Raw genomic sequence first — 25,550 nt, 5'->3', positions numbered from 1 at the left:
GTCCGCGCGGCTGGCTCGCGGACTTCAACGATGTTTCATTTCAGTTTCGTCAACGGCGTGCTTGGCGCGAGCCTGCAGACACTCAGCCTTTACGCGCTCTTTGGCATCATTGCGGCGCTGCTGCTGGGCGGCATGGTCAAGGGTGTGGTCAGTATCGGCGTACCGCTGGTGGCGATGCCGATTCTCAGCCAGTTCATGCCGATCAAAGAGGCCGTTCTATTGCTGTCGATGCCGATCATTCTCGGCAATATTCCCCAGGCGCTGGAAGGCGGCGACATGCTGCCGACGGTCCGGCGCATTGCCGCACCGTTGATCGGTACGGTGATCGGCAACATCGTCGGCGTGAGCGTATTGATTTCGCTGGCGCCGCATCGCGCGCAGGCTGCCGCGGGCGGTTTGCTGATCGTTGCAGCGCTGCTCCTGCTGCTTTCACCGCGGCTCACGTTGTCACCGGCCTGGGCGAAGCCGGCAGGCTTCGTGCTGGGATTCGGCGCGGCCGTGATGGAGAGCATTGCTTCGGTGCCGGGGCCTTTGCTGGCGATGTATTTGATCGCCACGGGCGCCACGGGGAAAGTCTTTACGAAGCAGATCGCGATTATCCTGGTGGTTTCGATCATCACGCTGGTTGCCACGTTTAGCGGCGGTGCGCATGCCAACTGGAGCGATCTGGCCATTTCGGCTTGTGCGAGCGTGCCGGTGATCGCGGGAATGCTTTTGGTGCGGCCGCTTAGGGACAGGTTGCCGCCGGCGGCGTTTCGGGTGCTGGTTCTGGTGTTCGTTCTGGCGGCCGCCGCGCAAATGGTTTGGAAATCAGGGGTTTTATAAGGTCAGTAAATCAGACGCTCAGTGCACGTCAGACACTTCGGTTACCTAACTTAATCGAATGGGCCATTCAAAGCGATTGAACAGGTACGGCCGTGCACGGCCGACGCTGTTCGCGCAGCCAGCGAAAAAAGCCACGCGTTTGCGCAGCTGAGCGGCGGGCCTCTACGGGCCCGTCCGCTTCTCACCGCACTCTCAGGTCCCACTCTTTTATTGCCGGTACCTTGTGGCACCGGTCTACTCTCCCGCAACTACCCCCGATTCTCGCAACCCTTCCCTTCGACAGATTCAGACTCAGGCGGCCGTAGGCCGGCTCAGCTTCATCTGCGCTTCACGCCCGAGCTGGTCGAGAAGCTTGACGACGCGTTTGCGTTGGCTGGCAATCAACTCGTGAGTCTCCTCCAGCGCGCGAACGCGTTTTTCCCAATACTCATGGTCTAGCGGAACCAGCACGCTAACCGCGTCCCCACGCGTCACGTACTGAACCATGTTCTCAAGATGCTCCAACTGGCTATCCACCAGACTGGCCGGATGCCGCCCGCCGCGCTGGGCGGTCGGTTGATTGTTCGTGCCGCTCATCTTTCGATACCCCGTAAATTGGCCGCCGGAAAAAAACTGGACCTTGCCCCCATTGCGCCGCGAATGCCGATCGGCGCTCTTTCTGCGCGCAGTTGCGATTTCAGTGCGGGGCCTGTTATAAACGGATTTATTTCGCCGTCGATGAAAGCGATCTGCATCTAATCTTCCGACGATACAGCAGGTTTTTTGATTGGCTTTACCGTACGTCTCAAAATTGGACGGCGGCGTGTTAAATACTTGGTTACCATCGCTACCCCAGCAGAACCGCATCTCTCGTTTGCAGCAACCGATCCATGAACCCGCGCACCTTGCCGCCACATCTGGCCGCTGCAGCCGCAGCCGAATCGCGCTCCGTCATTTCCACGAGCCGCTTCAGCACGCACGCGCTCGCAGCCGAGGAACAATTTCTGGCCTGGCGCCAGCGCGTGGGCCATGTGGTCGATGCGCCGCCGTCGAAAGAACAGGTCACCCAGGGATTTCGCGGTGAGATCGATCTATATGCCGTCGGCGGCATGGTGTTTACGGACTGCAGCACCGATTCCATGCGGCTGGAACGGTCGGTCGCGCGCGTCTCCACAGACTCGCGGCGCGATTACGCCTTTCAGCTGTTCGTGGAAGGCGAAATCGGCCACGTGACGGGCATGCACAAGAAACGCACCGCGCCGGGCTCGGTGCAGGGCATCGTTGCGTTCGATCTGAACCAGCCGTTTCGGGCCGAACGGCCCAAATGCCGGCTTCTGAGCCTGTTTGTACCGTCCGCGATCATGGACGAGGAGCTGCGCGACGGCGCCGCGATTCACGGCCGCATCGTCCAGCAGGGTTCGCCGCTGACCGGCCTCGTGCTGGACCACCTGGCGGCAGTGGCCCGGGAAATCCCCACATTGGACCCGGCCAGCGCGGCGCAAGCATTACACGCCGGCGCCCAATTGCTGATCGCCGCCTTCCGCAAGGAAGCGCGCCTGACCGGCGCGAGCCGGGCGGCGCTGCAGTCTGCCGTGATGGGACAGGTGCGGCGCTACGTCGAGGCCAACCTGCACCAGGGCGACCTCACGCCGACCAGCGTGGTTCAGGCGTTCCAACTGAAACGGGCCACCATCTATCGCTGGTTCGAGCACGACGGCGGGCTCGGCGCCTACATTCGCAATCGCCGGCTGCGGGAAGCGGCGGACGAACTAGTCCGTTTCCCGCATCTTCAGGTAACGGAAATCGCCTACGGACTCGGTTTTCAGAGCGCGTCCGATTTCACCCGCGCATTTCGCCGCGCCTTCGACATGAGCCCGCAGGATATGCGGGCGCGCGCCTTGGACCTGCAGCACGGCGGCGCGGGGGACGCGGGGGAGTTGTTTATTACGCCGGCGGCTGCGCAGCACGGGCAAGGCCGGTATCCGGCGCCTTTGCCTCGGGAAATGCCCTCAGCGCGGCAAGTGTGAGCAGGGTCGCGGCCATCAGATACCACGCCGGGACCATCGGATCGCCCGTCCGGTTGATCAGCCACGTCACGAGGAACGGCGAAAATCCGCCGAACAGAACAACGCCGAAGCTGTAAATCGCCGCAAGTCCGGCCGCGCGCCGATGTGCTGGAAACGCTTCCATCATCAACACGGAACTCGGGCCGGCATTGTTGACCGCAAGCGCCACGTACGCCGTGATGATGACGAGCGCGGCGACGTCGCCCACGCCGTGGGTCAGCGCCCAGAATGCCGGCCACGTGGCCGCCAGCGAGGCCACGAGCGCCACGTATTGCAACGTCTTGCGGCTCGCGTAGCGGTCGGCCACGCGCGCCACGAGCGGCGTCACCACGAGGATCACGAGACCGGACAGGCAGGCCGTCAGGAGACTGATTGCCGCCGGCCGGTGCAGCGTACGAACCAGATAGGCCGGCATATAGAAGACGGTGAGATAGATGCCCACCGAAGGCGCCGCCATCATCAGGAGGCCGCAAATGAAGGGACGCGGGTGCTCCGTGAGCATGCGCCACGGGCTGAGCCGCGCACGCTGCAGCGGCGCGGCCACCGGCATCCGGCGACGCAAATACCAGCCGACCGGTCCGATCAGCCCGCCCAGCACGAACGGAATGCGCCATCCCCAGTCATGCATGGCAGCGGGCGACAGCAGCGCCGTCGTGCCCGCCCCGACCAGCGCGGCGGCGAAGGCGGCCGCTCCCTGGCTCGCGCCGCGCCAGCTCACCATGTAACACCGGTGCCGGTAAGCGACCGACTCCATCAGCGAAGCCGACGCCGGCCCGATCTCCCCCCCTGCCGCGAGCCCCTGCATCAGGCGCGCGAGCACCATCAACACCGGCGCCGCAGGACCGATCGACGCATAGCCCGGCAGGCACGCGATCAGCCATGTGCCAACGGTCATGAGTGTGAGCGATACCGTGAGGCCGGCTTTGCGGCCACGGCTGTCGGCGATGTGGCCGATCATGATCGCGCCGAGCGGGCGCATCACGAAGCCCGCGCCAAAGGTGGCGAGCGAGAGCAGCAGCGATGACGCGGGATTACTCGATGGAAAGAACAGATTGCCGATTATGACGGCGGAAAAACTGTAGACGGTGAAGTCGTACGCCACGAAGCCGTTACCGATAACAATTGCGGCGACGATACGCCGGAGTTCGGCGCGGGACGGTTGGGCCGCTTTGCGGGCAGCAGTTTGCATGGATTGCGGTCGACGGGGAGCGTCGAGGTATTCAGGAAATTGGCAGAATGGAGGCGCAGCTCTCTTCTTTAACGGCGCAAAGAGACGCAACTTTACACCGCGCACGCAGATGTTCGCGTCGCGCGGCCCATTCTTCGACTGACACACACCGCACTCCATGCTTCGATTCGAGAACCTCAGCAAGCGCTATAGCGAACGCATCATCTTCCAGGGACTGCATTACGACACGGCTGCGGGATGCGTGGCGCTCAACGATGAATCAGGCAGCGGCAAGTCGACGTTGCTTGGCATCCTCGCCGGCACGATCGAGCCCGACGTAGGCGAGGTGTGGCTCGGCGGCCATTCACTGCGCAGCGCGCCGCATAAGGCGAAATCCGTGCTCACATATGTGCCGGAAGACTGCATGACGTATCCGGACCAGACGGGTCGTGCGTATCTGGATCGTGTGGCGTCGGAAAGAAAAACAGCGGTCGACAGCCACACGCTCGATCTTGCCCATCGCTTCGGACTCGAACCGCACCTCGACAAGCGCTTCGAGCAAATGTCGTTTGGCACGCGCAAGAAATTCTTCCTGACCGGGGCCGTACTCGGCGAGACGAAAGTCGTGATCGCGGATGAACCGGTCGGCGGACTCGACGCCTCCGCGCGCGGGGTTCTGGTCGATCTGTTTAAAACGCTGGCCGAATCCCGCACGGTCTTTTTCTTGAGCTACGACACGGCTTTTACGCAAGCATGCGAGGCGAGAACCATCGGTTTTGCGGAGCTGGATATGCGCGGCTAGGCGGTTGGCGCCATCCCCGGGTATGGTCCACTGGCACGCCACGTAAAACTGCCCTACATTTTCGTTGTCGGTTGCCAATGATCTCAGCAGCGGTCGCTGATTCTCATTCGCCTTGGGCCTGAGCCACCGGGGTGCCGAACCGTCGAACCGTCGAAAGCGGCATTTACGCCGGCACGCCTGACCAGGCCTGGAGGGGACATGACCGTCTTCGCTAACTTTTGGCGTTTGATTGTCGGTAAGCCGCTAGATCCGCTCGATCCCAGGACTCGCCACGCGATCGCAGTCACGCCCCTGCTGGCCTGGGTAGGCCTCGGGGCCGACGGGCTGTCATCGTCATGCTACGGGCCAGAAGAAGCCTTTCTGGCGCTTGGCCAGCACACCTCGCTTGCATTGTTTCTCGCAGTGGCTACCGCGGCGACGGTCTTTATCATCGCGCTCGGGTATAACCAGGTCATCCAGCTGTTTCCCACGGGCGGCGGCGGCTATCGCGTCGCGACGGCGTTACTGGGCCCGCACCCAGGGCTGGTTTCAGGCGCGGCGTTGCTGGTCGACTATGTGCTGACTATCGCCACGTCGCTCGCAAGCGGTGTCGATGCATTCTTCAGCTTGCTGCCGGTGAGCGCGCAGGCGTTCAAGCTCACCACCGAACTCACGCTCATCGTCCTGATGACAGGTCTCAACTTTCGCGGCATGCGCGAATCGATCATGGTGTTGCTGCCGATCTTCCTCGGCTTCGTGGTGCTGCATCTCGTCCTCATCGTGTACGGCGTGGCGGTGCACGGCGATCATCTGGCCGGCGTCGTGCCGGGCGCCATCGGCGACGCGCGCAGCATGTCGCACGCCGTTGGACCGCTGGTGGTGGCGGCGTTGCTCATGCGAGCGTTCTCGCTAGGCGGGGGCACCTATACCGGTCTGGAAGCGGTGTCGAACAACGTCAACATGCTGGCTGAGCCGCGTGTGCCGAACGGCAGGACGACGATGTTCTATATGTCCACGTCGCTCGCCTTCACGGCCGGCGGCATCATCCTGCTGTACATGTTGTGGCATGCCCAGGCGGTGGAAGGTCAGACGCTCAATGCGGTGGTATTCGGCAGCGTCATCGATCATCTCGGGCTGGGTTCGGCGTTCGCACGGCATGCGCTGCTTGCAGCGGTGCTGGCCTTCGAAGCAGGTCTGCTGCTGGTCGGCGCACAGACCGGCTTCCTTGACGGGCCGGCTGTGCTGTCGAACATGGCGTCCGATTCGTGGGTGCCGCGCCATTTCCGCGATCTGTCCGCGCGCCTGGTCAGACAGAACGGCATCGTCGTGATGGGACTCGCCAGCCTCGCCATCCTCATCTGGACGCACGGCGACGTGTCGATCCTGGTGGTGCTGTACAGCATCAACGTGTTCCTGACCTTCAGCCTCTCCCTGCTGGGCTTGTGCATTTACTGGTGGCAGCATCGCCGTGACGGCGAAAACTGGCTGAAGCACTTCGCGCTATCCGCGCTGGGGTTATCGGTCACCAGCACCGTACTGGTGATTACGTTGATCGAGAAGTTTACGGCGGGAGGCTGGCTGACGGTGCTAGTGACCGGCGCGGTGGTGGCACTGTGCTTCGCCATCAAACGGCACTACAACGAAACCCGCGCACTGATTGCGAAGGAAGATGCCCTCTTTGCCGGCGCGCCGCCCGTGGTCGGCGACGCGGCTGCGCCGCTCAAACTCGATCCGTCCCAGCCGACCGCTATCCTGCTTGTCGGCAAACACCGCGGCGCCAGCATGCATGCGCTGTTATGGGTGAACCGGCTATTTCCCGACCATTTCAAGAACGTGATATTCCTCGCGGTCGGTGAAGTGGATGCGAAAAGCTATGACGGCCCGGAGCACCTGGAGCGCTTGCGGAAAACGATTTCAGCGTCGCTCGACTATTACGTGGCGCACTGCCGCCGGCACGGAATGGCCGCCGAATACCGGATCGATTTCGGCACTGACCCTGTCGAAGAGTTCATCAAACTGGCCGGGGCCACGATGGAGGAATTCCCGAACAGCGTCTGCTTCGCCAGCAAACTGATTTTCAAACGGGTGAATATCCTGACCAGGTGGCTACACAATCACACGCCGATGGAAATCCAGACGCGCCTGCACCTGCAGGGCAAACAGATGGTGCTGCTGCCGATGAACGTTGGATGATTCAGTGAACCATCGTCACCGGGGTAACCGTGCGCCTCGACAGCGACGCGAACATCGCTAGCCTGCGGAAGAAGCCCATATGGCTTGCGTCGATCACCATGACGTCGGGCTGGGTGGTCGCCGCGTAGTCGGCGATCGCTTTCGTGCGGTGGCCGAAAACTCGTTTCCAGTGGTACGGCACACCCGCTTCTTCAAGAATGGTGCGGACGTCGATCAACGCCTTCAGCATAGCCTGCTTTTCCTGGCGCACCAGTGCGCTTCGACTGTGGAAGGCTGCTGCGCGCCCCTGATCGACAGGCTCGAGTACTTCCAGCAATTCGACTTCGGTGACACCGCGCTCAAGAAACATGAACGCCGCGTAGCGCGCGGCTTCTATCGCTCCGCCTTGATCGAGAACAGGGATCAGCATGCGTATCATCGAGAACTCCTGGCGGGTGCCTGTTACTTTGAGCTTAGCCAATGCGGCGTTAAGGTTGCGTAAAAAAATCGGCTAGTTTGTTCGGCAGCGTACGGACGAATTCCACAGCGGTGCAAAGCGCCCTCACGATGCCTGTATCGCAGCAGGATTCAGCTCGATATGCAAAATCACCAACCACCGCTTCGGGCAATCCTCAGCAATCTGCAGCTCCTGCTTCTTGTCGCCGACCGTCTTCACGAAGCCCTTCTCACGCGCGAAACCGAACGCGCGCCGTGCATCGGATTGCAGCCACAGTGTTAGCAGCCCGCATGTCACGCAACTGAAAAGCCAGATCGTTTCATGAGGCAGCGCGGCATCGAGTTGCTGCGCGACGTACGTAAAAATAGTCGTGAGAACCTGATTGACGACGAAGGCGATGGCGACGACCTTGCACATCCCTCTGAACATCATGGCGGGCTTTGAAGGGGTCATGAGATGTCAAAGCCCGGTGCGGGGAATACGCAAGCCTCGACGGTCACGTTGCCCTTTATTTGTTTGAACGCCATACACTCTCCAGCCAAAACGCAGATTTCTCTTGCGGCGGAACGCCAGACTCAAACTGTACGGACGACACCGTAAAGGCCGCGAAACGATTGCTGCCGGCGATATAAAAATCCTGTGAAAAAAATCCTGGAAAATTCAGCGCACGCCGACCAGCCGGTAGCCTACGCCGGCTTCGGTGACGATGTGTTCAGGATGCGCCGGATCGCGTTCGAGCTTGTGGCGCAGATGCCCCATGTAGATTCGCAGGTAGTGGTGGTTGTCGGTTTGCAAGGGCCCCCATACCTCGCCGAGCAACTGCTCATGCGTCAATACGCGCCCAGGATGGCGCACCAGCGCGGAGAGAAGGCGATATTCGGTGGGGCTGAGATGGACAACCCGGCTGCCGCGCACGACCCTGCGCTCACCGAGATCGATCGTGACGAGACCGAACTGAACCTGAGGCACGCCGATCCTGTCGCCGTTGACCTGCCTGCGCAAATGCGCGCGAATTCGCGCGCCAAGCTCGGGTAGGCCGAATGGCTTGGTGAGGTAATCGTCGGCGCCGGCATCGAGCGCGGCAACCTTGTCTTCCTCGCGGCTTCGCGCCGACAGGACGATCACCGGCATCGCGGACCAACCGCGCAACTCACGGATCACCTCGATGCCGTCCATGTCCGGCAAACTCAGATCGACGATGACGAGATCCGCCAGCCGCGTCGCAGCCTGCGCCAGGCCTTGTGCGCCGGTCTGCGCCTCGAAGACACTCATGCCGGCCGTTTCGAGGCTTGTGCGAATGAAGCGGCGGATGGCTTTGTCAGCGTCGATCACAACGACTGTTACGGTGGGATCGCTCATGAATGTGCCACGTCGACAGCACCCCGTTAAGGTCGCGGCCAACGTCCAGGCGGGGTCTCCATAGATTATTGGACAAGCGCGCTTCAATGCGCGCCGGCAAAGCAACGGCAGTCAAGCAACGGGCTCAATGCATCGGCTTGAGATCGTCCAAAGCCAGGTTGAGCTTCAGCACGTTCACGCGTGCCTCGCCGAAAATGCCGAACTGCCGCCCCGACGTATTGCGCGCAACAAGATTGTTCACCTGATCGACCGGCAGGCCGCGGGCCTTCGCCACGCGCTCCGCCTGATAGGCGGCAGCCGCAGGACTGATCTCCGGATCGAGCCCGCTGCCCGACGACGTCACCAGATCCACCGGCACCGGCTTCGACATGTCGTTACCCGCTGCCTTCAAGGCATCGAGACGGCCTTTGATTTCGTCGGCAAGCGCGGGGTTGGTCGGGCCGAGGTTCGAACCTCCCGAGTTCTGCGCGTTGTAGGGCTGGGGCGTGGTGGCCGACAGGCGCCCCCAGAAATAGTACGGCGCATCGAACTGCTGGCCGATCAGCGCGGAGCCGGCGGCCTTGCCGTTCCGCTCGAGCAGACTGCCGTTCGCTTGGCGCCCGAAGGCGGCATGACCGATTGCGGTCACAACGATCGGATAGATCACCCCGGTGATCAGGGTCATCAGGATGAACAGGACAATGAGCGGACGAAGCAGCGTTTTCATGATGTTCACTCTATTGGGTCAGACCCAGCCGAACACGTTCAGCACCATGTCGATCAGCTTGATGAACGGGAACGGCAGCAGAATGCCGCCCAACCCGTAGACCAGCAGATTGCGGCGCAACAGCGACGCCGCACCGAGCGGCCGGTACTTCACGCCCTTGAGTGCAAGCGGGATTAGCGCCACGATAATCAGCGCATTGAAAATCACCGCCGAAAGAATGGCCGACGACGGCGAGCTCAGATGCATCACGTCGAGCACACGCAGTTGCGGATAGGTGGTCGCGAAAGCCGCCGGGATGATCGCGAAGTACTTGGCGACGTCGTTGGCAATCGAGAACGTGGTGAGCGAGCCACGCGTCATCAGCATCTGCTTGCCGATTTCGACGATCTCGATCAGCTTGGTCGGATTCGAATCGAGGTCGACCATGTTGCCGGCTTCTTTCGCTGCCTGCGTACCGGTGTTCATCGCCACCGCCACGTCCGCCTGCGCGAGCGCCGGGGCGTCGTTGGTGCCGTCGCCGGTCATCGCCACAAGCCGCCCTTCGGCCTGGTGCGTGCGAATCGTTGCGAGCTTCGCCTCAGGCGTCACCTCGGCGAGGAAATCGTCCACGCCTGCCTCGGCGGCGATCGCTGCCGCGGTCAGCCGGTTGTCGCCCGTCACCATGATGGTCTTGATGCCCATCTTGCGCAGCTCGGCGAAGCGCTCCTTGATGCCGCCCTTGACGATGTCCTTCAACTCGATCACGCCCAGGCAGCGTGCGCCGCTCTCGCCGCGGACTTGCTGCGCGACGACCAGCGGTGTGCTGCCGCGCCGTGCGATTTCCGTCACCGCAACCGTCAGCTCCGCGGGGAAACTGCCACCGTGCGCCTCGACATACTGTTTGATCGCGTCGGACGCGCCCTTGCGAATCTCACGGTCGGGCAGATCGACACCACTCATACGCGACTGTGCGCTAAAGGCGAGGAAGATTGCCTGCAACGCGTGCATGTCGCGTTCGCGGATATTGAAGCGCTGCTTGGCCAGCACGACAATGCTGCGCCCTTCCGGTGTCTCGTCCGCAAGTGACGACAACTGCGCGGCGTCGGCGAGCTGTTCCTCCGTGACGCCCGGCGCGGGCGTGAAAGCTGAAGCCTGGCGATTGCCGAGCGTGATCGTGCCGGTCTTGTCGAGCAACAGCACGTCGACGTCGCCGGCTGCTTCCACGGCGCGGCCCGAGGTCGCGATCACGTTCGCCTGCATCATCCGGCTCATGCCCGCCACACCGATGGCTGACAGCAGGCCACCGATGGTGGTCGGAATCAGGCACACCAGCAGCGCGACGAGTGCCGTAATCGTGACCACGTGGCCGGCTTTCGCGGCTTCGACCGAAAACATCGAGAACGGCAGCAGCGTCGCGGTAGCGAACAGCAGCACGAGCGTCAACGCGACCAGCAGGATCGTCAAGGCGATTTCATTCGGCGTCTTTTGACGCTTCGCGCCCTCCACCATTGCGATCATTCGGTCAAGAAAGGCCTCGCCCGGATTCACGCTGACCCGCACGACGATCCAGTCCGACAGCACCCGCGTGCCGCCCGTCACCGACGAAAAATCGCCGCCCGACTCGCGGATTACCGGCGCGGATTCCCCCGTGATTGCCGATTCATCGACCGAGGCGACGCCTTCGACAACCTCGCCGTCCGCCGGGATCACGTCGCCGGTTTCAACCAGCACGATATCGCCCTTGCGCAGATCGGTCGCTGTCGTGATGCGGATCGGCGCCTTGGGATGCGCCTCCTGCAGTTTCTTCGCCATCACGTTGTGCTTCGCGCTGCGCAGCGAAGCCGCTTGCGCCTTCGAGCGGCCCTCGGCAAGCGCCTCCGCGAAGTTGGCGAATAGCACGGTAAACCACAGCCAGAGCGCGATCGCGAGAATGAAACCGGCGGGCGCTTCGGCCTGGCCCCCGAGCGCCGCGATCCACAGAATGGTCGTCAGAATGCTGCCGACGTACACGCAGAACATCACCGGGTTACGCAACTGATGGCGTGGCGCGAGCTTCCTGAACGAATCGACGAGCGCCGGCCGGGCAATGGCCGGGTCGAACATCGAGCGCGCGGCGTTGCGTGCCTGACCGATGTTGCCAGGCTGATGAACCGGCTGTTGGACTTCGTTAGTCATGCTGTCCTCTCAATCAATGTCCCGCGACCATGATCAGATGTTCAACAACAGGGCCGAGCGCCAGCGCCGGCACGTACGTCAGTGCGCCGACCAGCACCACCGTGCCGAGCAACAACACGACGAACAGTGGGCCGTGCGTCGGCAGCGTGCCGGCGGTAGCGGAGATGCGTTTCTTTGCGGCCAGCGACCCGGCGATCGCCAGCACCGGCACAATCGAACCGAAGCGGCCGAACCACATGACGACGGCCAGCGTTCCGTTGTAGAACGGCGTATTGACCGAGAGGCCCGCGAAAGCGCTGCCGTTGTTATTGGCGGCCGAACTGTACGCGTAGAGGATCTCGGAGAATCCGTGCGGGCCGGGATTGGCGATGCCCGCCACGCCGGCCGCCGTCAGCACGGCGATCGACGCACCGACCAGGACGAGCAGCGGCGTGAGCAGCACGGCAATCGACACCATCTTCATCTCGTACGACTCGATCTTCTTGCCGATGTATTCCGGCGTTCGCCCAATCATCAGGCCGGCCACGAACACCGCAAGCAAGGCGAACACGAGCATGCCGTACAGACCCGAGCCGACGCCGCCAAAGATCACCTCGCCGAGTTCGATCAGCAGGAGCGGAACAAAGCCGCCCATCGGCGTCAGCGAATCGTGCGCGTTGACAACGGCGCCACACGATGCGGCGGTGGTGGCCACGGTGAAGATGCCGGACTGCGCGATGCCGAAGCGGGTTTCCTTGCCTTCCATGTTGCCGCCCGTTTGCGTGGCCGACGCCGTTTGATCGACATGCAGCGACGCATACAGCGGATTACCGTTTTGTTCAGACGAAATCTCGCCCCAGCAGGCGACCGCGAAAGCGATCGTCATTGCGGCAAGCACCGCATAGCCCTGGCGCTGGTCGCCCACCATTCGGCCGAACACCAGGCACAACGCAGCCGGGATAACGAGCATCGCTATCATCTGAACGAAGTTGGCGAACGGCGTCGGGTTCTCGTACGGATGCGCGGAATTGGCGTTGAAAAAACCACCGCCGTTGGTACCGAGCATCTTGATCGCTTCCTGTGACGCGACCGGCCCCATGGCGATGGTCTGCTTGTCGGCCTTGTTGTCCACCATCACCGGATTGCCCTTGGCGTCCTTGACGGGGTTGCCCTGGGCGTCGGTCTTCGGCGTTTGATACGTCGTCACCTGCAGCGTCGACACGTCTTCGTACGACTTGAAGTTCTGAATCACGCCTTGGCCGATCAGGACGAGCGCGATGACCGTCGCGAGCGGCGCGAGGATATACAGCGTGATACGCGTCAGATCGACCCAGAAATTGCCGATCGTCGCCGCCGTATGGCGTGCGAAACCGCGGATCAGCGCGACAACGACAGCAATGCCGGTGGCGGCCGAAAAGAAGTTCTGCACCGTCAGCGCGGCCATCTGCGTCAGATAGCTGACGGTCGATTCCGGCGTATAGTCCTGCCAGTTCGTGTTGGTCACGAAGCTGATTGCCGTGTTGAAGGCGGCGTCGGGCGTCATCGGTCCGAAGCCTTGGGGGTTCGCGGGCAGCCATTGTTGCAAACGCAGAAATCCATACACCGCGAGCACACCGAGCGTATTGAACACCAGCACGGCCAGCGCATAGTGCTTCCATGACATTTCGGCGTTGGGGTCGACCCCGGCGAGCTTGTAGAGCGCGGATTCGATCGGCCGCCCTATCCGGCGCACGACGACCGAAGAACCGTCCACCACGCCGGTCATGTAGCGGCTGAGCGGTATAGCGAGCGCGATCAGCACGACGATGTAAAGGCCGGGCTGAAACAGGTTATCGAAGTTCATTCGAGTGCCTCCGCGCGCAGCAAGGCATACACGAGGTAAGCGAACAGAATCAGCGTCGAGGCCGCCGCGAGCCAGGTCATCCAGGTCGTCATGGACGGCCTCCGGGCGCGCGGCGAAGCTTGTCGCAGCCAATCACGAAGGCCGCGACGAGACCGCTGAACGCAATGATTGCGATGAGGTAAAGCAGATCCATGGTCTGGTCTCCCACAAGGGACTCCTGCACCGTGAAATTTATGAAAACCCGCGTAAACGCCGTGTTAATACTTCGCGGAGTTTCGTAAAAACGAGGGACACGATGCGAGAGACCGCCGCGCTAACGCAGCGGAACGGTCTTGCCGGGAGACTTTCAGGCAGTTCGTACTGCCGTTTGAAAATGGCTTGCTCTTAAGCAAGCAGCTTATGCCGCTTGAACCGCCTTATCGAGCGCAGCCTGTTCGCGCCAGATCTGGCTATCGGGAAACCAGAATGCGTCCGGGCGCGGAGGCGAGACGAGTTTCACTGGAAGGGAGGGATTGAATATCTTCGACCATGCGGACAGATAGGACGGCGTCTTCACGAGGACACCGCAATTGGCCAGAAGCAGGCTGGAAACCAGCGCTTCGCGGCCAATTTCGAATCCCGGGTAGCCGCTGAAGTGAACGGGCGTGCTGCCACACGCGAGGAGTTTTGCCGGTGCTACCCTGACCGGCTTACTAAATGGCCAGACGAGAAAAAAATCGATAAACGCCTGTTCGTCGCTCGAAACGAAAATATTGGTGAGCTGCGGGTTTTCCGCGAGCGTGGATTCCACCTGCCGGCAAAAACTTCCCCATGATACCGGGAGCGCTTCCAGCGACTTGTCGGTACCTCTGAAATGCGCACCAAGGGTCGACGTGCCAATCCCGAGCTGCTGGCAGATGGAGTCGACTTCTTCGTAGATATGCGCGGACGGCCGATAGTGCGAGAAGAAGAGTTCGCTTGCGCTTCTGAGCTGAAGCCGGGATTCATAGCGCTGACGAAAGCCCAGTTGGACCAGGTCGCGAACTGTCGACGTTCTCACCTTATGGGTGATCACGACGCTCGAGGTGGCGTGCACGGACTCAAAGAAAGCCGAGAACCAGTCCAGCTTTCCTTCGGCGTCGCCATACAGCCCACCGCGCGCGCTAATGCACGGGGTGAGGCATTTCTCCTCGCAATACATCAGAATAAACAGGACCATCTGCATCACGGAGAAAAATCCGGAGTTCTCCTGAATCTCGATGGAAAAAATTCCCCTGTTCAAACGCTGTGTCGCATGAAGTGAAATCCGGCGCGGCATGGCCACGGAATGCTTGAACCCCTCACTGCGCCGGATTTGTTTCGCCCGATCGACCACCTTTCTTAACATGCCCGACTCCTAATTAATTAGGTATTCTTTGAAATGGCACGCACCTTGTTTGCCGCGAAGGAAGGGACGGCCCAGCATAACATTTCGAAATGTTTCGTTACATAAAGTTTGACTCGTCTTGGTGAGCTAGCGTACAAAACACCGGTATGGTTTTCCCTGGATAGACAGGCCTCCCCGCCAGTTCAATCTGGCATCTCCCCCGTGTACTCATAGGCCACCGTCCCCTTGGGATGCCTGAACCACCCCGGATCCCGATAGTCGTTGCGCCCCAGTCCCTCCCGCACTTTCACGACGGTGAACATCCCTCCCATCTCCAGCGCGCCGAACGGCCCCGTACCGGTCATCATGGGCAGCGTGTTGTCGGGTAGCGGCATTTCCATCCCGCCCATGGAGCCACCCGTGCTGCCCATTGCCATGTAGTCGGGCACCAGCCTGTTAATCCGTTTCGCCAGATCTTTCTGCGGCACGCCGATCAGGTTCGGCACCTGATGCCCCATCGCGTTCATGGTGTGATGGGACTTGTGGCAATGAAACGCCCAGTCGCCGGGACGGTTCGCCGTGAACTCGATGGCGCGCATCTGGCCGACGGCGACATCTGCGGTCACCTCAGGCCAGCGCGCGGAAGGCGGAATCCATCCGCCGTCCGTACCCACCACTTCGAAGTGATAGCCGTGTAGATGGATCGGGTGATTGGTCATCGTGAGATTGCCGACGCGGATGCGCACTCGGTCGCCGGCGCGCACCGGCAACGAATCGATGCCCGGAAAGACACGCGCATTCCACGTCCACATGTTGAAGTCGGTCATCTCGTTCACGCGCGGCGTGAAACTGCCCGGGTCGATGTCGTACGCGGACATGACGAATACGAAATCACGATCGACCTGCATGACGCCCGGGTCTTTTGGATGAACGATGAAGGTGCCCATCATTCCCATCGCCATCTGCACCATCTCGTCGGAGTGTGGGTGATACATGAACGTGCCGTGTTTCTCCAGCTGAAACTCGTAGACAAAGGTCTTGCCCGGTGGAATGTGCGGCTGCGTGAGACCGCCGACGCCATCCATACCGCACGGCAGGAGCATGCCGTGCCAGTGAACCGTGGTGCGCTCCGGCAACCTGTTGGTCACGAAGATACGCACCTTGTCGCCTTCAACCGCCTCGATGGTCGGCCCCGGCGCCTGGCCGTTATAACCCCACAGGTTCGCGCTCATGCCTGGCGCCAGTTCGCGCGCCACCGGCTCGGCAATCAGATGAAACTCCTTCCAGCCGTTCTTCATGCGCCACGGCAGCGACCAGCCGTTCAACGTGGCGACGGGCGTATACGGCCGGCCATTCGGCGGCGCGAGCGGCGCCTGCATCGTGGCTGTGGCCATCGTGGGCGCCTCGGGCAGTGACGCGGCGCCGGCCTTGCTGACCAGTGCCGCCCCTAACAGCGCGGCCCCAGAGCCTCTGAGAAAATTTCGACGAGATACCATGTCATTGACCTTCAGAATCTGTGGATGACGCTTGCAGCGCCATGGATGCGAATGGCGCCGCGGCCATTGCGAGAGGCGGCAAACGGCCGCCGATTGCCTGTTGCAAGTCGGTCTCTGCGAGCCAATAGTCTTTGAGCGCGTCGATAGCGCTGTTCACGGCGCCGATCTGGTCGCGTGAATCCGCGAGCAGTTCGAACACGCTCGCGAGCATGCCGTTACAGCGAAGCAGCAGTTCGTCCGAAATGGTTTTGCGGATCGGCACGACTTCGTCGCGATAGTGCTTCGCAACGTCGTAGTCGGTCACGTAGGCCGAATACGATTCTCGAACCTCGGAGCGCGCGTTGATCGCGGTCTCGGCGACGCGGTTCGCCGACTGCAGATAGATCGCTTCGGCGCGCGCCACTTTCGACGCGCCCCAGTCGAAGATCGGAATCTCGACGCTGATCTCGTAGCCCTGCTCGCGGCCGTCGGAGGTCGTGAAATTGTTCTGATACCCGACATCCAACGCATTGATGAAACGCGTTGCCTGGCTTAGGCCCAATAAGCTTGCAACACTCTGCGTCTGCAGTTTCGCCGCCTGGATGTCCAGGCGGTTCTGCATCGCGAAGCGCTCGAGGTCCTGCAACTCGGACCTCGATGCAGGCAGGTCGGGCAGACGCTCAGGAAGGTCGTACTGCGCTTGCGAACCCCATAGGCCCATCGTGCGGGTGAGTTTTTCCCGCGCGGATACGGACTGCTGCCGCGCTTTCGCCAGTTGCGCGACGGCTTCCGCGTAGAAGGCGTGCTCACGCGCGTAATCGAGCTTGCTGAAGTTGCCGGCCTGCTGCATGCGCAACGCGAGTTCGGCGCCGGCTTCCGCCGAGTCCTTCACCTGCTCCGCGTAGGCGGCGGATTGCTTCGCTGCGACGGCGCCGATATAGGCGCGTCGCGCGTCGGCGGCGACCTTGAGCATGGCGTCCGCCGCGAGCAACCGGGTCTCTTCGAAACGGCGGCCCTCGATGCGTGTCGCCAACGGCAGCGTCAGCACGTTCAACAAGCCGAGCGTGAACGTTCGGCTGATGCTCAGATCGTTGCCGCCGTGCGTGCGGCTGAATGTGAAGCCTGGATTCGGCAGCCGTCCCGCCTGCACCAGGTCCGCTTCGGCGATGCCGAGTTCGCTGTACGAGGCCTGCAATCCGCGGTTGTTCAACAGCGCGATCTGGATTGCATCGTCTATGCCGAGAGGCCGGGACAGCAGTTCCTGCGTGCGTTTGGCGACAGCGTTCCGGTCTTCGTCCGTCTTGACCACCACGGCGTCTTTTCCAAGCCGCTGCGATGCTGTGGTGGAAACGGTGTCGAAGCCGCCGTCCTTCGAAAACGTCGTGCAGCCGGCGAGGAATGCTACTGCAGTGATGGCGGCAATGATGCGGCCATCAGGAAAGTGATGTCGCCTCATTTTGCCGGCCCCTCGTGATGGGCACCGTGGCCGCCGTGGTTGGAGCCGTCGTTGGAGCCATGGTCTGAGCCGTGGTTGGGGCCGGTGTCGTCGTCGCCTGTGTGCATTTGACCGTGGTCCATCTCGGGCTCGCCGGATGGACTCGCCACCGCGCGATTGAGCGCTTGCCAGCTGGGCGCTTTCTGCTCCCGGTATGGCCGATAGTCCGCGAAGGCAGACGGCACATTGACCGCTGGCACCGATGCCGCTGCATCTGCCGGGTCGGGACGTGCGGGCGTGGCGTGCACGAGCGCCGGCAATACTGCCGTCGCGCCGAGCAGCGCCACAATAAACGTTCGCATTGATTTTCTCGTCGTATGCCACCCGGACGGCCGACATACAACGTGCGGCCATCAAGGCGAAATTGAACATCGCAGCATCACGCTGCGAAGGAACTAGACGAGAGAGATCCGGGGAGGTCGTTCGATGCCGTCAGTCAGAAATGACGCGACACGGACAGTGGGAGGAAGGGGCACAGCGAAATGGACCGCGTCAGCAGATATTGCCGCAAGCGGAGCGGCGGGCAAGCCACCGCCGAAACAGCAGGACGCGCACGCAGAGCAGGCGTGCACATGATGCGCGCCGCCCGGGTGACTGTGGTTCTGGACTTGGGCACCGGCGTCGTCATTGGCGCTATCGGCCATCGTCGCAGCGGGGTCATGCTGGTGAGTCGCCTCGCCAGCATTCTCATGAAACATGGACACCCCTTCCCCACCGACCTGCAAGGACTCGCATTTCATGGAGACGGCCGCGAACGACTGAACCGGAAGGCTCAGTGCGAGCAACACGACGAGGAAGAGTTTGCGCCAGTAAGACATGGGTACGGAGTCTAGCACGCTGCCTAAGAAGACTGTAAGGTCTGGACCGAACCGGCATGAAGCGATTTTTTCCACCGATAGGGCTACGGCTGGCCACAGCATGAACATGCGCATATAGGCTTGACCTTCCCGCCGTGGGAAGGTCCAGGCTTAAGTTCTGATTTCTCATCGGAGGTAAAAAATGGAATTCGAAATCCCGGATATGTCATGCGGCGGATGCGCCAATGCCATTGCTCGTGCAGTGACTGGCCTCGACCCCGCGGCGAAGCTCGACGTCGATGTCCCCGTTAAAATCGTGAAGATCGCATCGACGTTGCCGCCGGAACGCGTCATCGAGGCAATCGAGGCGGCCGGCTTTCATCCTTCGCTCAAGGGCTAAACAGATCGCATCAGGCTATGTCTGTCGATTAAACCTGGCGCCCTGTTCGCAGCATCATGGTCGCCTGATATCACTTTTTCCCCAACGGAAAATCAAACATGAAACACCTTCGCGCATTCCGTGCCCTTTGCCTTTTTAGCGGCGTTGCGTTTGCTGTCACGGCAACACCCGTCTACGCCCAGCAGGGCGCGTCGATGCCCGGCATGGACATGTCCGGTTCGGCAGACGCCGGGGCGAGCGCATCGACACAGGCATTCAAGGACGCCGACGAGAAAATGATGCAGGCCATGGACGCGCCTGCCTACACGGGCGACGCCGACAAAGACTTCGTGTCCCACATGATTCCGCATCATCAAGGCGCGGTCGAAATGGCGCAGGTGCAACTGAAATACGGCAAAGATCCCGAATTGAAACGCCTTGCCAGAAACATCATCAAGGCGCAACACGATGAGATCGCGTTCATGCAGCGCTGGCAGGCGAAGCACGGTGTGAAGTGACAACGGGCACCCTCGCCGCAATGATGCGATCTGTTCGGCCTCCAGACTGACCCAGGAGGCGCATAATCCAAGTTGCATTGGGTTCCCTTGGTCGCTGGACTGAAAAAAATTCTTCATCTGAAGGAGTTAAAAAATGACTCTCAACGACGCGGCGCCAGGCGAACCCATCAGCGTTGGTCGACTGACCATTCAGTACCTGATCGACGGAACGGCAACAGGTGGCATGGGTGTTTTCGAGTTGACCGTGCCCCCTGACTCGCAGGTTCCACCGCCACACAGCCACACCAATAACGAAGAATGCGTTTATGTCCTGGAGGGCATGCTTCGATACTCGGTGAATGGGAATGTCCGGGACCTGACACCAGGAGATTGGATGTTCACTCCACGAGGAGCTGTCCATCACTTTAGCAATCCGCACGCTGACACAGCCCGCGCGTTGATCGTCCTTACGCCCGACATTGGCGCTCAGTATTTTCGTGACGTCGGCGCAATCGTCAATGCAGGCGGCCCGCCCGACCGCGAGAAGCTGATCGGTGTCATGACCAGGTATGGACTGGTGCCGGCGCCGCCGAAATGAACAAGGTTTGCGACCAGGACCGCCTCTTCACGCCGACCCAATAGGATCGCTCACAGCGCCTCGCTGCGCCATATGCCCCAACTGCCCCAACTGCTCGCCGAACTGCAAGGAAGCAAGTTGGGCATAGAGCGGCGAGCTCAGGAGAAGCTCGGCGTGACGGCCCTGCGCGACGATGCGGCCTTGTTCCAGCACGACAATGCGGTCGGCCTGTTGTACGGTCGCGAGGCGGTGCGCGATAACCAGCGTGGTGCGGTTCTGCGCGGCATTGTCCAGCGCCTGTTGCACCAGCCGTTCGCTGGCGGCATCGAGCGCGCTGGTCGCTTCGTCCAACAGCAGGATGGGAGGATTCTTCAGGATCGCGCGAGCGATCGCAATGCGCTGGCGCTGTCCGCCAGACAGTCGCACGCCGCGCTCGCCGAGAAAGGTGTCGTAGCCTTGCGGCAGTTCTTCGATAAAGCCGGCCGCCGCGGCCATGTCGGCAGCCCGTTGTACTTGCGCGAGCGTGGCATCCGGCGCGCCGTAGCGGATGTTGTCCAGCACGCTCCCTGAGAAGATCACCGATTCCTGCAGCACCACCCCAATTTCCTTCCTCAACTCGACAAGCGGCACGTCACGCGTCGGCACACCGTTGATCAGAATGCTGCCGGACTGCGGATCGTAAAAGCGCAGCAGCAGCTGGAACAGCGTAGTCTTGCCCGCGCCGGACGGTCCGACCAAGGCGACATGTTCGCCCGGACGGACATCGAGCGAAAGTGCGGAGAGCGCGGCAATGCCAAGGCGCGATGGATACGAGAAGCTGACGTTGTCGAAGCGGATGCCCTCGCCTCGCGCAGGCAGCGTGATCGTGGTCTCGGCCTGCACCACCGGCGAGCGCGCCGCCAGCAATTGCAGCAAACGTTCGGTGGCGCCGGCAGCCCGCTGCAGATCGCCCCACACCTCGGCGACGGCTCCCACGGCGCCGGCCGTGAACACCGCATAGAGGATGAACTGGGACAACTGGCCCGCCGTCATCCGCCCGGCCAGCACCGCCTGCGCCCCGAGCCACAGCACGAACACGATGGCGGTGAACACCAGCACGATCACCACGGCGGTCAACCAGGCGCGCGCGCGAATGCGCGTGAGCGCCGTCTCAAAGGCCGCCTCCACCGCGCCGGCAAAGCGCCGTGCCTCGAAGGGCTCCTGCGTATACGATTGCACGGTCGGCATGGCATTGAGCACCTCGCCCGCCAGCGCGCTCGTGTTCGCGATCTTGTCCTGGCTCGCACGCGAGAGCCGTCGCACGCGCCGGCCGAAGATCACGATGGGCGCGACCACCACCACCAGCGTCGCGATGATGTAGCCGGACAGCACCGGGCTCGTCACCGCCAGCATCGTCACGCCACCGGTCAACAGGAAGAAGTTGCGCAATCCCAGCGACAGGCTGGTGCCCACCACCGTCTGGATCAAGGTGGTGTCGGCGGTAAGTCGTGACAGCACCTCGCCGGTCTGCGTGGTCTCGAAGAACTGCGGACTCATCCCCAGCACGTGGTCGTAGACCGCACGCCGCAAGTCGGCCGTGACCCGCTCGCCCAGCCATGACACGAGGTAGAAGCGCAGCGCCGTGGCGCTGGCCAGCACCAGAGAGACGACGAATAGCGCGAGAAAATAACGATCGATGTGCGCCCGGTCGCCCCCCGCGAAGCCACGATCGATCAGATATTTGAACGCCACCGGCAACGCCAGGGTGGCGCCCGCCGAGGTCACCAGCGCGAGGAACGCGAGCGCCCAGCGGCCGGCATAGGGGCGCAGGAAGGGAAACAGGGCAAACAGCGGGCCGATACGTGATGCACGCGGCGACGACGGTGAAGATGGAACAGCGTCAGGCATGAGGATTCCCAAGCGAATCGAAGGTCATCCAGATTGTGCCAGTCCTGCAGATTCGGCGGCGGTTCACGTAAAAGCCCGACGCTGATCCTTGAGTGCTTCCGTGTCCGCCACGCACCGCTCTGACGGACTGTCCGTCTATCCGGCTACACGCCGGCCGGTAGACTGCTTCCGCGTGCTTGCCGCGACTGCCCATCTGTATCAAGATCGAGTCGACTCATTCGGAACAGGCCATTGCCATGAAAGACGACTCCGATCCCGATCCCGACAAACTGAAAGGCCCAGGTGGCTTGACGCTGCGCCAGATCCACGAACAGGTGCAGAAGAGCGTCGAGCGCGACCGCGAAGAGCAGGCAGCGCGCCACGCCATCGCTCCGCAGCGCAGCAGATGGCAACGTTGGGTGCGTTACGTGTGGGGCCGCAGCGGGCGCCGCTAGGCGGCGAGCTTACCGCCGCTTGCTCCCCGGCGTACTTGAGGGCGGCAGCGCGACAACCCGAGGACTACGGATTCGAGTCGCCAAGACTAGCCGCCCGCAACCGGTCGAAATCCAGAATAACGATTTCCCCGAACCTCAGACTCAATATGCCTTGGCTTTCCAGATTCTTGAGCAGTTGATTCGTGGTCTGTCGCGACAGGGACACCATTGAAGCGAGACTGTCTTGCGAAAGGCTTATCTTGCTCTGCGTGGCGTTGAGGCCGCCATAACCTCCAGCGATCGTCAGCAAACGGTTCGCCACGCGCTGCGCCGCGGGCAACAGCGTCATCGCTTCGGTGTTCTCGAACGAAACCCGAAGTCTTTGCGCCATCAACAACGCAAAATCGCGCCAATAGCGGGGCGTAGAGTCGAGCAGGCTTTGCAGCGCGGGTTCGGGCACGTGCAGCAAAAGCGTCCTGCTGACTGCAGTGGCGTCATTCGGACGTGGCAGCCCATCGAACAGCGAGATTTCCCCCACCCATGCAGTCGGCCCAAGCACCGCGAGCAACGCCTCTTTCCCATCCACCCCTACTGTGCCGATAGCGAGTGCACCGCCCAGCACGGCGTACAGGCCATAAGACTGTTCGCCACGCCGATACAGGAATTGGCCCTTTTCCAGCGTGAGCAGGTTGGCATGGCTGATCAGATAGTCCTGCAACTCGACGGGCAGGCCCCGGAACCATGGAGTCGTTTCGAGTTGCGACCGGTAGCGGTGCAGGCTGGATTCCATTGGGCGCGTCGACTTGTCGGGTATCTGACAGATTTTAGGCGTGTTCGCACGCATCATGTGGACTCGCATCCGACGACGCAATGACTTTGGCCTTTGACGCACCCGCTGCGTCGCCGGAACCGAATGCGCGATTTCGCAGGGCGTTGTCCCAGGTTATTCCATTGCTTGAATCATCGAATAAGGAGTGTCGACGTGGCCTCATCTGATGTCAGTCTAAAGAACGACGTATCACCCGCCGAATGGGACGCGCGAGTCAATCTCGCGGCCGCGTACCGCCTCACTGCGCTGTTTGGATGGGACGACCTGGTTTTTACCCACATCTCGGCGCGCGTGCCCGGCCCCGAACACCATTTCCTGATCAACCCGTACGGAATGATGTTCGACGAGATCACCGCGTCGTCGCTGGTCAAAATCGACCTCGACGGCCGCAAGGTTTCCGAGTCGCCGTATGACGTCAATCCGGCCGGCTTCACGATCCATAGCGCCGTGCATGCGGCACGCGAAGACGCGCTGTGCGTGATGCACACTCACTCGGTCAACGGTGTTGCCGTGTCGGCGCAGGAGGCGGGGTTGCTGCCGCTCTCCCAACAGTCACTCGGTGTGCTGGCGTCGCTCGGCTACCACGACTACGAGGGCATCGCACTCAATGAAGCCGAGAAGCCTCGTCTCGTTCAAGACCTCGGAAGCAACACTTACCTGATGCTGCGCAACCACGGCCTGCTGACGGTCGGCGCTATGCCGGCGGACGCCTTCGTCGCAATGTACTTCTTTGAAGCGGCCTGCATGATTCAGGTGCGTGCCCAGGCGGGTGGCGGAAAGCTGACTCCCATCGCGCAGCCGATTCTCGACGGCATCAAGGAGCAAATCCGGCTGGCGACGAGGGGCGTCACTCCGGGCGCGCTGGTGTGGCCCGGGCTGCTCCGTCGACTCGACCGCCGTAACCCCGGCTATGCTGACTAGCGCTGTCCGATAGCACTATGCGCGATGCGATGCGATGCTGAGCGAACGGCCTAAGCGTCATGGGCCGCGTTCGCGGATTCAACGCATCGCGGATGTAATTGGGTAGGTCACTTGAGAAACTGTATGGCAAAGATCTGTATCTACGGCGCGGGTTCGATTGGCTGCTATGTCGGCGGACGGCTTCTTGCCGGGGGCAGCGAGGTCAGCTTTATCGGACGTGCGCGCATGGCCGACCAGCTACGCAGTCAAGGCATCACGCTGTCGCGGCACGACGATAGCCGCTGGTATGTGCCGCCGGAGCGGACCGACGTATCGACGGACGCGGCGACGGCCGCCGCAGCCGACCTCGTTCTGGTGACCGTCAAGTCTGCCGCGACACCTACGGCCGCCGCAGAGTTGGCGAACGTGCTTCGCCCCGGCGCGGTCGTGGTCAGCTTCCAGAATGGCATTGGCAATGCGGACGTGTTGCGCGCTGCGCTGCCGCATCACACGGTGCTTGAGGGCATGGTGCCATTCAATGTCGTCGAACGTGGCCCTGGCGCATTTCATCAGGGTTCGGCGGGCAAGCTGGAGATCCGGCAGGCGCCGGCCTTGCAGCCGTTCGTCGACGCGTTCACGAAAGCGGGACTCCCGCTAACCCAGCACGCCGACATGTTGCCGGTGCAGTGGGCAAAGCTGCTGCTCAATCTCAACAATGCAATCAACGCGCTATCTAACCGGCCTTTGAAGGAGGAACTCTCGCAGCGTGCCTACCGGATCTGCCTCGGCATGGCGCAAAAAGAAGCACTCGTGCTTCTGAAGCGGGCCAACATACGGCCGGCAAGAGTCACGCCGCTTCCGGCCACCTGGATACCGCGTGTCCTCGGCGTACCTGATACGTTATTTGAGCGGCTGGGCCGTACGATGCTGACGATCGATCCGCTCGCGCGCTCGTCGATGTCCGACGACCTGGCGGCGGGGCGCACCACGGAAATCGACTGGATCAACGGCGAAGTCGTGCGCCTCGCCCAACGCCTCGGGCGGACGGCGCCGGTGAACGAACGGCTATGCGAGCTCGTGCGGGAAGCCGAGAGAAGCGACGTGCGACCATCATGGTCGGGCGAAGCATTGCTGGCTCAGATTCGGGCTGCAGCGGGTGCTTGACTTCCAATACGGTTGCATCTCTATATGGGCTCGATCGCCGGCTTCAATCTGACAATTAAATAGGATAACGATATATTTATATAAAGCCGACCTTTTCGCCATGTAGGGCTATTGTCGGCAAATCGTCGGTGAAACGGAGTCTTAGTGTCATTAAGAATTCAATGTATAAATCTCGTGAGTGACGAGTTCGCGCCTGTTTTTCACGGGTTCGCGCTGGCGTTCGCCAGTGCCAATTCGCCCATCAGCAAGCTAATCCGCTTCGTCTAGTTTCCTTCCATCACCAATCTCGTCTTCAGGCGGTGA

Annotated in this window: 27 protein-coding genes; 10 read left to right on the top strand and 17 right to left on the bottom strand. The window is 61.7% G+C overall.

Annotated features, from left to right (window positions below; all coding sequences use genetic code 11):
• Window positions 1-30: 30 nt before the first annotated feature.
• Entirely contained in the window at window positions 31-825 is a 795-nt protein-coding gene (locus GNZ13_RS48785; RefSeq protein WP_172178501.1) for a sulfite exporter TauE/SafE family protein, read from the top strand.
• Window positions 826-1,116: 291 nt separating this feature from the next.
• Here GNZ13_RS48785 and GNZ13_RS48780 read toward each other — a convergent pair whose 3' ends face one another.
• Together GNZ13_RS48780 and GNZ13_RS48775 are read right to left on the bottom strand one after the other, a co-directional pair.
• Complete coding sequence (locus tag GNZ13_RS48780; protein WP_172178499.1) at window positions 1,117-1,401, bottom strand: hypothetical protein; 285 nt, start codon at window positions 1,399-1,401, stop codon at window positions 1,117-1,119.
• The gene (locus tag GNZ13_RS48775; protein WP_172178496.1) at window positions 1,398-1,559 is read right to left on the bottom strand and encodes a hypothetical protein; all 162 of its coding nucleotides are present in this window, start codon (window positions 1,557-1,559) and stop codon (window positions 1,398-1,400) included. Before GNZ13_RS48775 ends, GNZ13_RS48780 begins: the two co-directional genes overlap by 4 nt.
• A gap of 135 nt (window positions 1,560-1,694) precedes the next feature.
• Between GNZ13_RS48775 and GNZ13_RS48770 the strand changes: the two genes are divergently transcribed.
• Window positions 1,695-2,831: a helix-turn-helix transcriptional regulator gene (locus tag GNZ13_RS48770; protein WP_172178494.1), complete on the top strand. Its 1,137-nt coding sequence runs from the start codon at window positions 1,695-1,697 to the stop codon at window positions 2,829-2,831.
• Here the strand turns inward: GNZ13_RS48770 and GNZ13_RS48765 are convergent.
• A complete protein-coding gene (locus tag GNZ13_RS48765; protein ID WP_172178492.1) occupies window positions 2,749-4,059 on the bottom strand; it encodes an MFS transporter in 1,311 nt (436 codons plus the stop codon). The two genes, GNZ13_RS48770 and GNZ13_RS48765, sit on opposite strands and share 83 nt — an antisense overlap.
• 157 nt (window positions 4,060-4,216) lie before the next feature.
• Here GNZ13_RS48765 and GNZ13_RS48760 point away from each other — a divergent pair, with 157 nt between their 5' ends.
• Both GNZ13_RS48760 and GNZ13_RS48755 read left to right on the top strand, forming a co-directional pair.
• Entirely contained in the window at window positions 4,217-4,840 is a 624-nt protein-coding gene (locus GNZ13_RS48760; protein WP_172178490.1) for an ATP-binding cassette domain-containing protein, read from the top strand.
• Window positions 4,841-5,038: 198 nt separating this feature from the next.
• Complete coding sequence (locus tag GNZ13_RS48755; RefSeq protein ID WP_172178480.1) at window positions 5,039-7,012, top strand: APC family permease; 1,974 nt, start codon at window positions 5,039-5,041, stop codon at window positions 7,010-7,012.
• 1 nt (window position 7,013) lies between these two features.
• Here GNZ13_RS48755 and GNZ13_RS48750 read toward each other — a convergent pair whose 3' ends face one another.
• The 12 genes from GNZ13_RS48750 to GNZ13_RS53320 all read right to left on the bottom strand — a co-directional run bounded on the left by GNZ13_RS48750 (window position 7,014) and on the right by GNZ13_RS53320 (window position 18,106).
• Window positions 7,014-7,430, bottom strand: coding sequence for a universal stress protein (locus GNZ13_RS48750; protein WP_172178478.1), 417 nt, complete (start codon window positions 7,428-7,430; stop codon window positions 7,014-7,016).
• A gap of 123 nt (window positions 7,431-7,553) precedes the next feature.
• A complete protein-coding gene (locus GNZ13_RS48745) occupies window positions 7,554-7,901 on the bottom strand; it encodes a hypothetical protein (RefSeq protein ID WP_172178476.1) in 348 nt (115 codons plus the stop codon).
• 207 nt (window positions 7,902-8,108) lie between these two features.
• A complete protein-coding gene (locus tag GNZ13_RS48740; RefSeq protein ID WP_172178474.1) occupies window positions 8,109-8,807 on the bottom strand; it encodes a response regulator in 699 nt (232 codons plus the stop codon).
• A gap of 124 nt (window positions 8,808-8,931) precedes the next feature.
• A complete protein-coding gene (gene kdpC / locus GNZ13_RS48735; protein WP_172178472.1) occupies window positions 8,932-9,513 on the bottom strand; it encodes a potassium-transporting ATPase subunit KdpC in 582 nt (193 codons plus the stop codon).
• 18 nt (window positions 9,514-9,531) lie between these two features.
• Window positions 9,532-11,667, bottom strand: coding sequence for a potassium-transporting ATPase subunit KdpB (gene kdpB / locus GNZ13_RS48730; RefSeq protein ID WP_172178470.1), 2,136 nt, complete (start codon window positions 11,665-11,667; stop codon window positions 9,532-9,534).
• Between the two features lie 13 nt (window positions 11,668-11,680).
• A complete protein-coding gene (gene kdpA, locus GNZ13_RS48725; protein ID WP_172178468.1) occupies window positions 11,681-13,489 on the bottom strand; it encodes a potassium-transporting ATPase subunit KdpA in 1,809 nt (602 codons plus the stop codon).
• Window positions 13,486-13,581, bottom strand: coding sequence for a K(+)-transporting ATPase subunit F (kdpF, locus tag GNZ13_RS48720; RefSeq protein ID WP_028193906.1), 96 nt, complete (start codon window positions 13,579-13,581; stop codon window positions 13,486-13,488). Before kdpF ends, kdpA begins: the two co-directional genes overlap by 4 nt.
• Complete coding sequence (locus tag GNZ13_RS51875; protein WP_201073569.1) at window positions 13,578-13,697, bottom strand: potassium ABC transporter ATPase; 120 nt, start codon at window positions 13,695-13,697, stop codon at window positions 13,578-13,580. Before GNZ13_RS51875 ends, kdpF begins: the two co-directional genes overlap by 4 nt.
• A 189-nt stretch (window positions 13,698-13,886) precedes the next feature.
• Window positions 13,887-14,855, bottom strand: coding sequence for an O-fucosyltransferase family protein (locus GNZ13_RS48715; RefSeq protein WP_172178466.1), 969 nt, complete (start codon window positions 14,853-14,855; stop codon window positions 13,887-13,889).
• Window positions 14,856-15,037: 182 nt separating this feature from the next.
• Window positions 15,038-16,330, bottom strand: a complete 1,293-nt coding sequence (locus GNZ13_RS48710) for a copper oxidase (protein WP_172178464.1) — start codon at window positions 16,328-16,330, stop codon at window positions 15,038-15,040.
• A gap of 1 nt (window position 16,331) precedes the next feature.
• Complete coding sequence (locus GNZ13_RS48705) at window positions 16,332-17,765, bottom strand: TolC family protein (RefSeq protein WP_172178462.1); 1,434 nt, start codon at window positions 17,763-17,765, stop codon at window positions 16,332-16,334.
• Entirely contained in the window at window positions 17,762-18,106 is a 345-nt protein-coding gene (locus GNZ13_RS53320; RefSeq protein ID WP_236002532.1) for a hypothetical protein, read from the bottom strand. Before GNZ13_RS53320 ends, GNZ13_RS48705 begins: the two co-directional genes overlap by 4 nt.
• Window positions 18,107-18,803: 697 nt before the next feature.
• Between GNZ13_RS53320 and GNZ13_RS48695 the strand changes: the two genes are divergently transcribed.
• From GNZ13_RS48695 to GNZ13_RS48685, 3 genes are all read left to right on the top strand, one after another.
• On the top strand, window positions 18,804-19,001 hold the full coding sequence (locus GNZ13_RS48695) for a heavy-metal-associated domain-containing protein (RefSeq protein WP_172178460.1): 198 nt from the start codon (window positions 18,804-18,806) through the stop codon (window positions 18,999-19,001).
• A gap of 98 nt (window positions 19,002-19,099) precedes the next feature.
• On the top strand, window positions 19,100-19,498 hold the full coding sequence (gene copM / locus GNZ13_RS48690) for a CopM family metallochaperone (protein WP_172178450.1): 399 nt from the start codon (window positions 19,100-19,102) through the stop codon (window positions 19,496-19,498).
• A 133-nt stretch (window positions 19,499-19,631) separates the two neighbouring features.
• Window positions 19,632-20,075 (top strand): cupin domain-containing protein, encoded by a 444-nt coding sequence (locus GNZ13_RS48685; protein ID WP_172178448.1) that lies wholly within the window; start codon window positions 19,632-19,634, stop codon window positions 20,073-20,075.
• A gap of 27 nt (window positions 20,076-20,102) precedes the next feature.
• Here the strand turns inward: GNZ13_RS48685 and GNZ13_RS48680 are convergent, their stop codons facing one another.
• Window positions 20,103-21,941 (bottom strand): ABC transporter transmembrane domain-containing protein, encoded by a 1,839-nt coding sequence (locus GNZ13_RS48680; RefSeq protein WP_172178446.1) that lies wholly within the window; start codon window positions 21,939-21,941, stop codon window positions 20,103-20,105.
• Between the two features lie 236 nt (window positions 21,942-22,177).
• Here GNZ13_RS48680 and GNZ13_RS48675 point away from each other — a divergent pair, with 236 nt between their 5' ends.
• A complete protein-coding gene (locus tag GNZ13_RS48675; RefSeq protein ID WP_172178435.1) occupies window positions 22,178-22,375 on the top strand; it encodes a hypothetical protein in 198 nt (65 codons plus the stop codon).
• A gap of 64 nt (window positions 22,376-22,439) precedes the next feature.
• Here the strand turns inward: GNZ13_RS48675 and GNZ13_RS48670 are convergent, their stop codons facing one another.
• A complete protein-coding gene (locus tag GNZ13_RS48670; protein WP_172178433.1) occupies window positions 22,440-23,144 on the bottom strand; it encodes a Crp/Fnr family transcriptional regulator in 705 nt (234 codons plus the stop codon).
• 192 nt (window positions 23,145-23,336) lie between these two features.
• Between GNZ13_RS48670 and GNZ13_RS48665 the strand changes: the two genes are divergently transcribed.
• Together GNZ13_RS48665 and GNZ13_RS48660 are read left to right on the top strand one after the other, a co-directional pair.
• On the top strand, window positions 23,337-24,104 hold the full coding sequence (locus GNZ13_RS48665) for a class II aldolase/adducin family protein (protein ID WP_172178431.1): 768 nt from the start codon (window positions 23,337-23,339) through the stop codon (window positions 24,102-24,104).
• A gap of 123 nt (window positions 24,105-24,227) precedes the next feature.
• Window positions 24,228-25,247: a 2-dehydropantoate 2-reductase gene (locus GNZ13_RS48660; protein WP_172178429.1), complete on the top strand. Its 1,020-nt coding sequence runs from the start codon at window positions 24,228-24,230 to the stop codon at window positions 25,245-25,247.
• Window positions 25,248-25,550: the final 303 nt, after the last annotated feature.

Origin of the sequence: Paraburkholderia elongata, assembly GCF_013177735.1 — a bacterium.
In the GTDB taxonomy this organism is placed as follows: domain Bacteria; phylum Pseudomonadota; class Gammaproteobacteria; order Burkholderiales; family Burkholderiaceae; genus Paraburkholderia; species Paraburkholderia elongata.
This window is presented reverse-complemented; position numbering and strand designations above follow the sequence as displayed.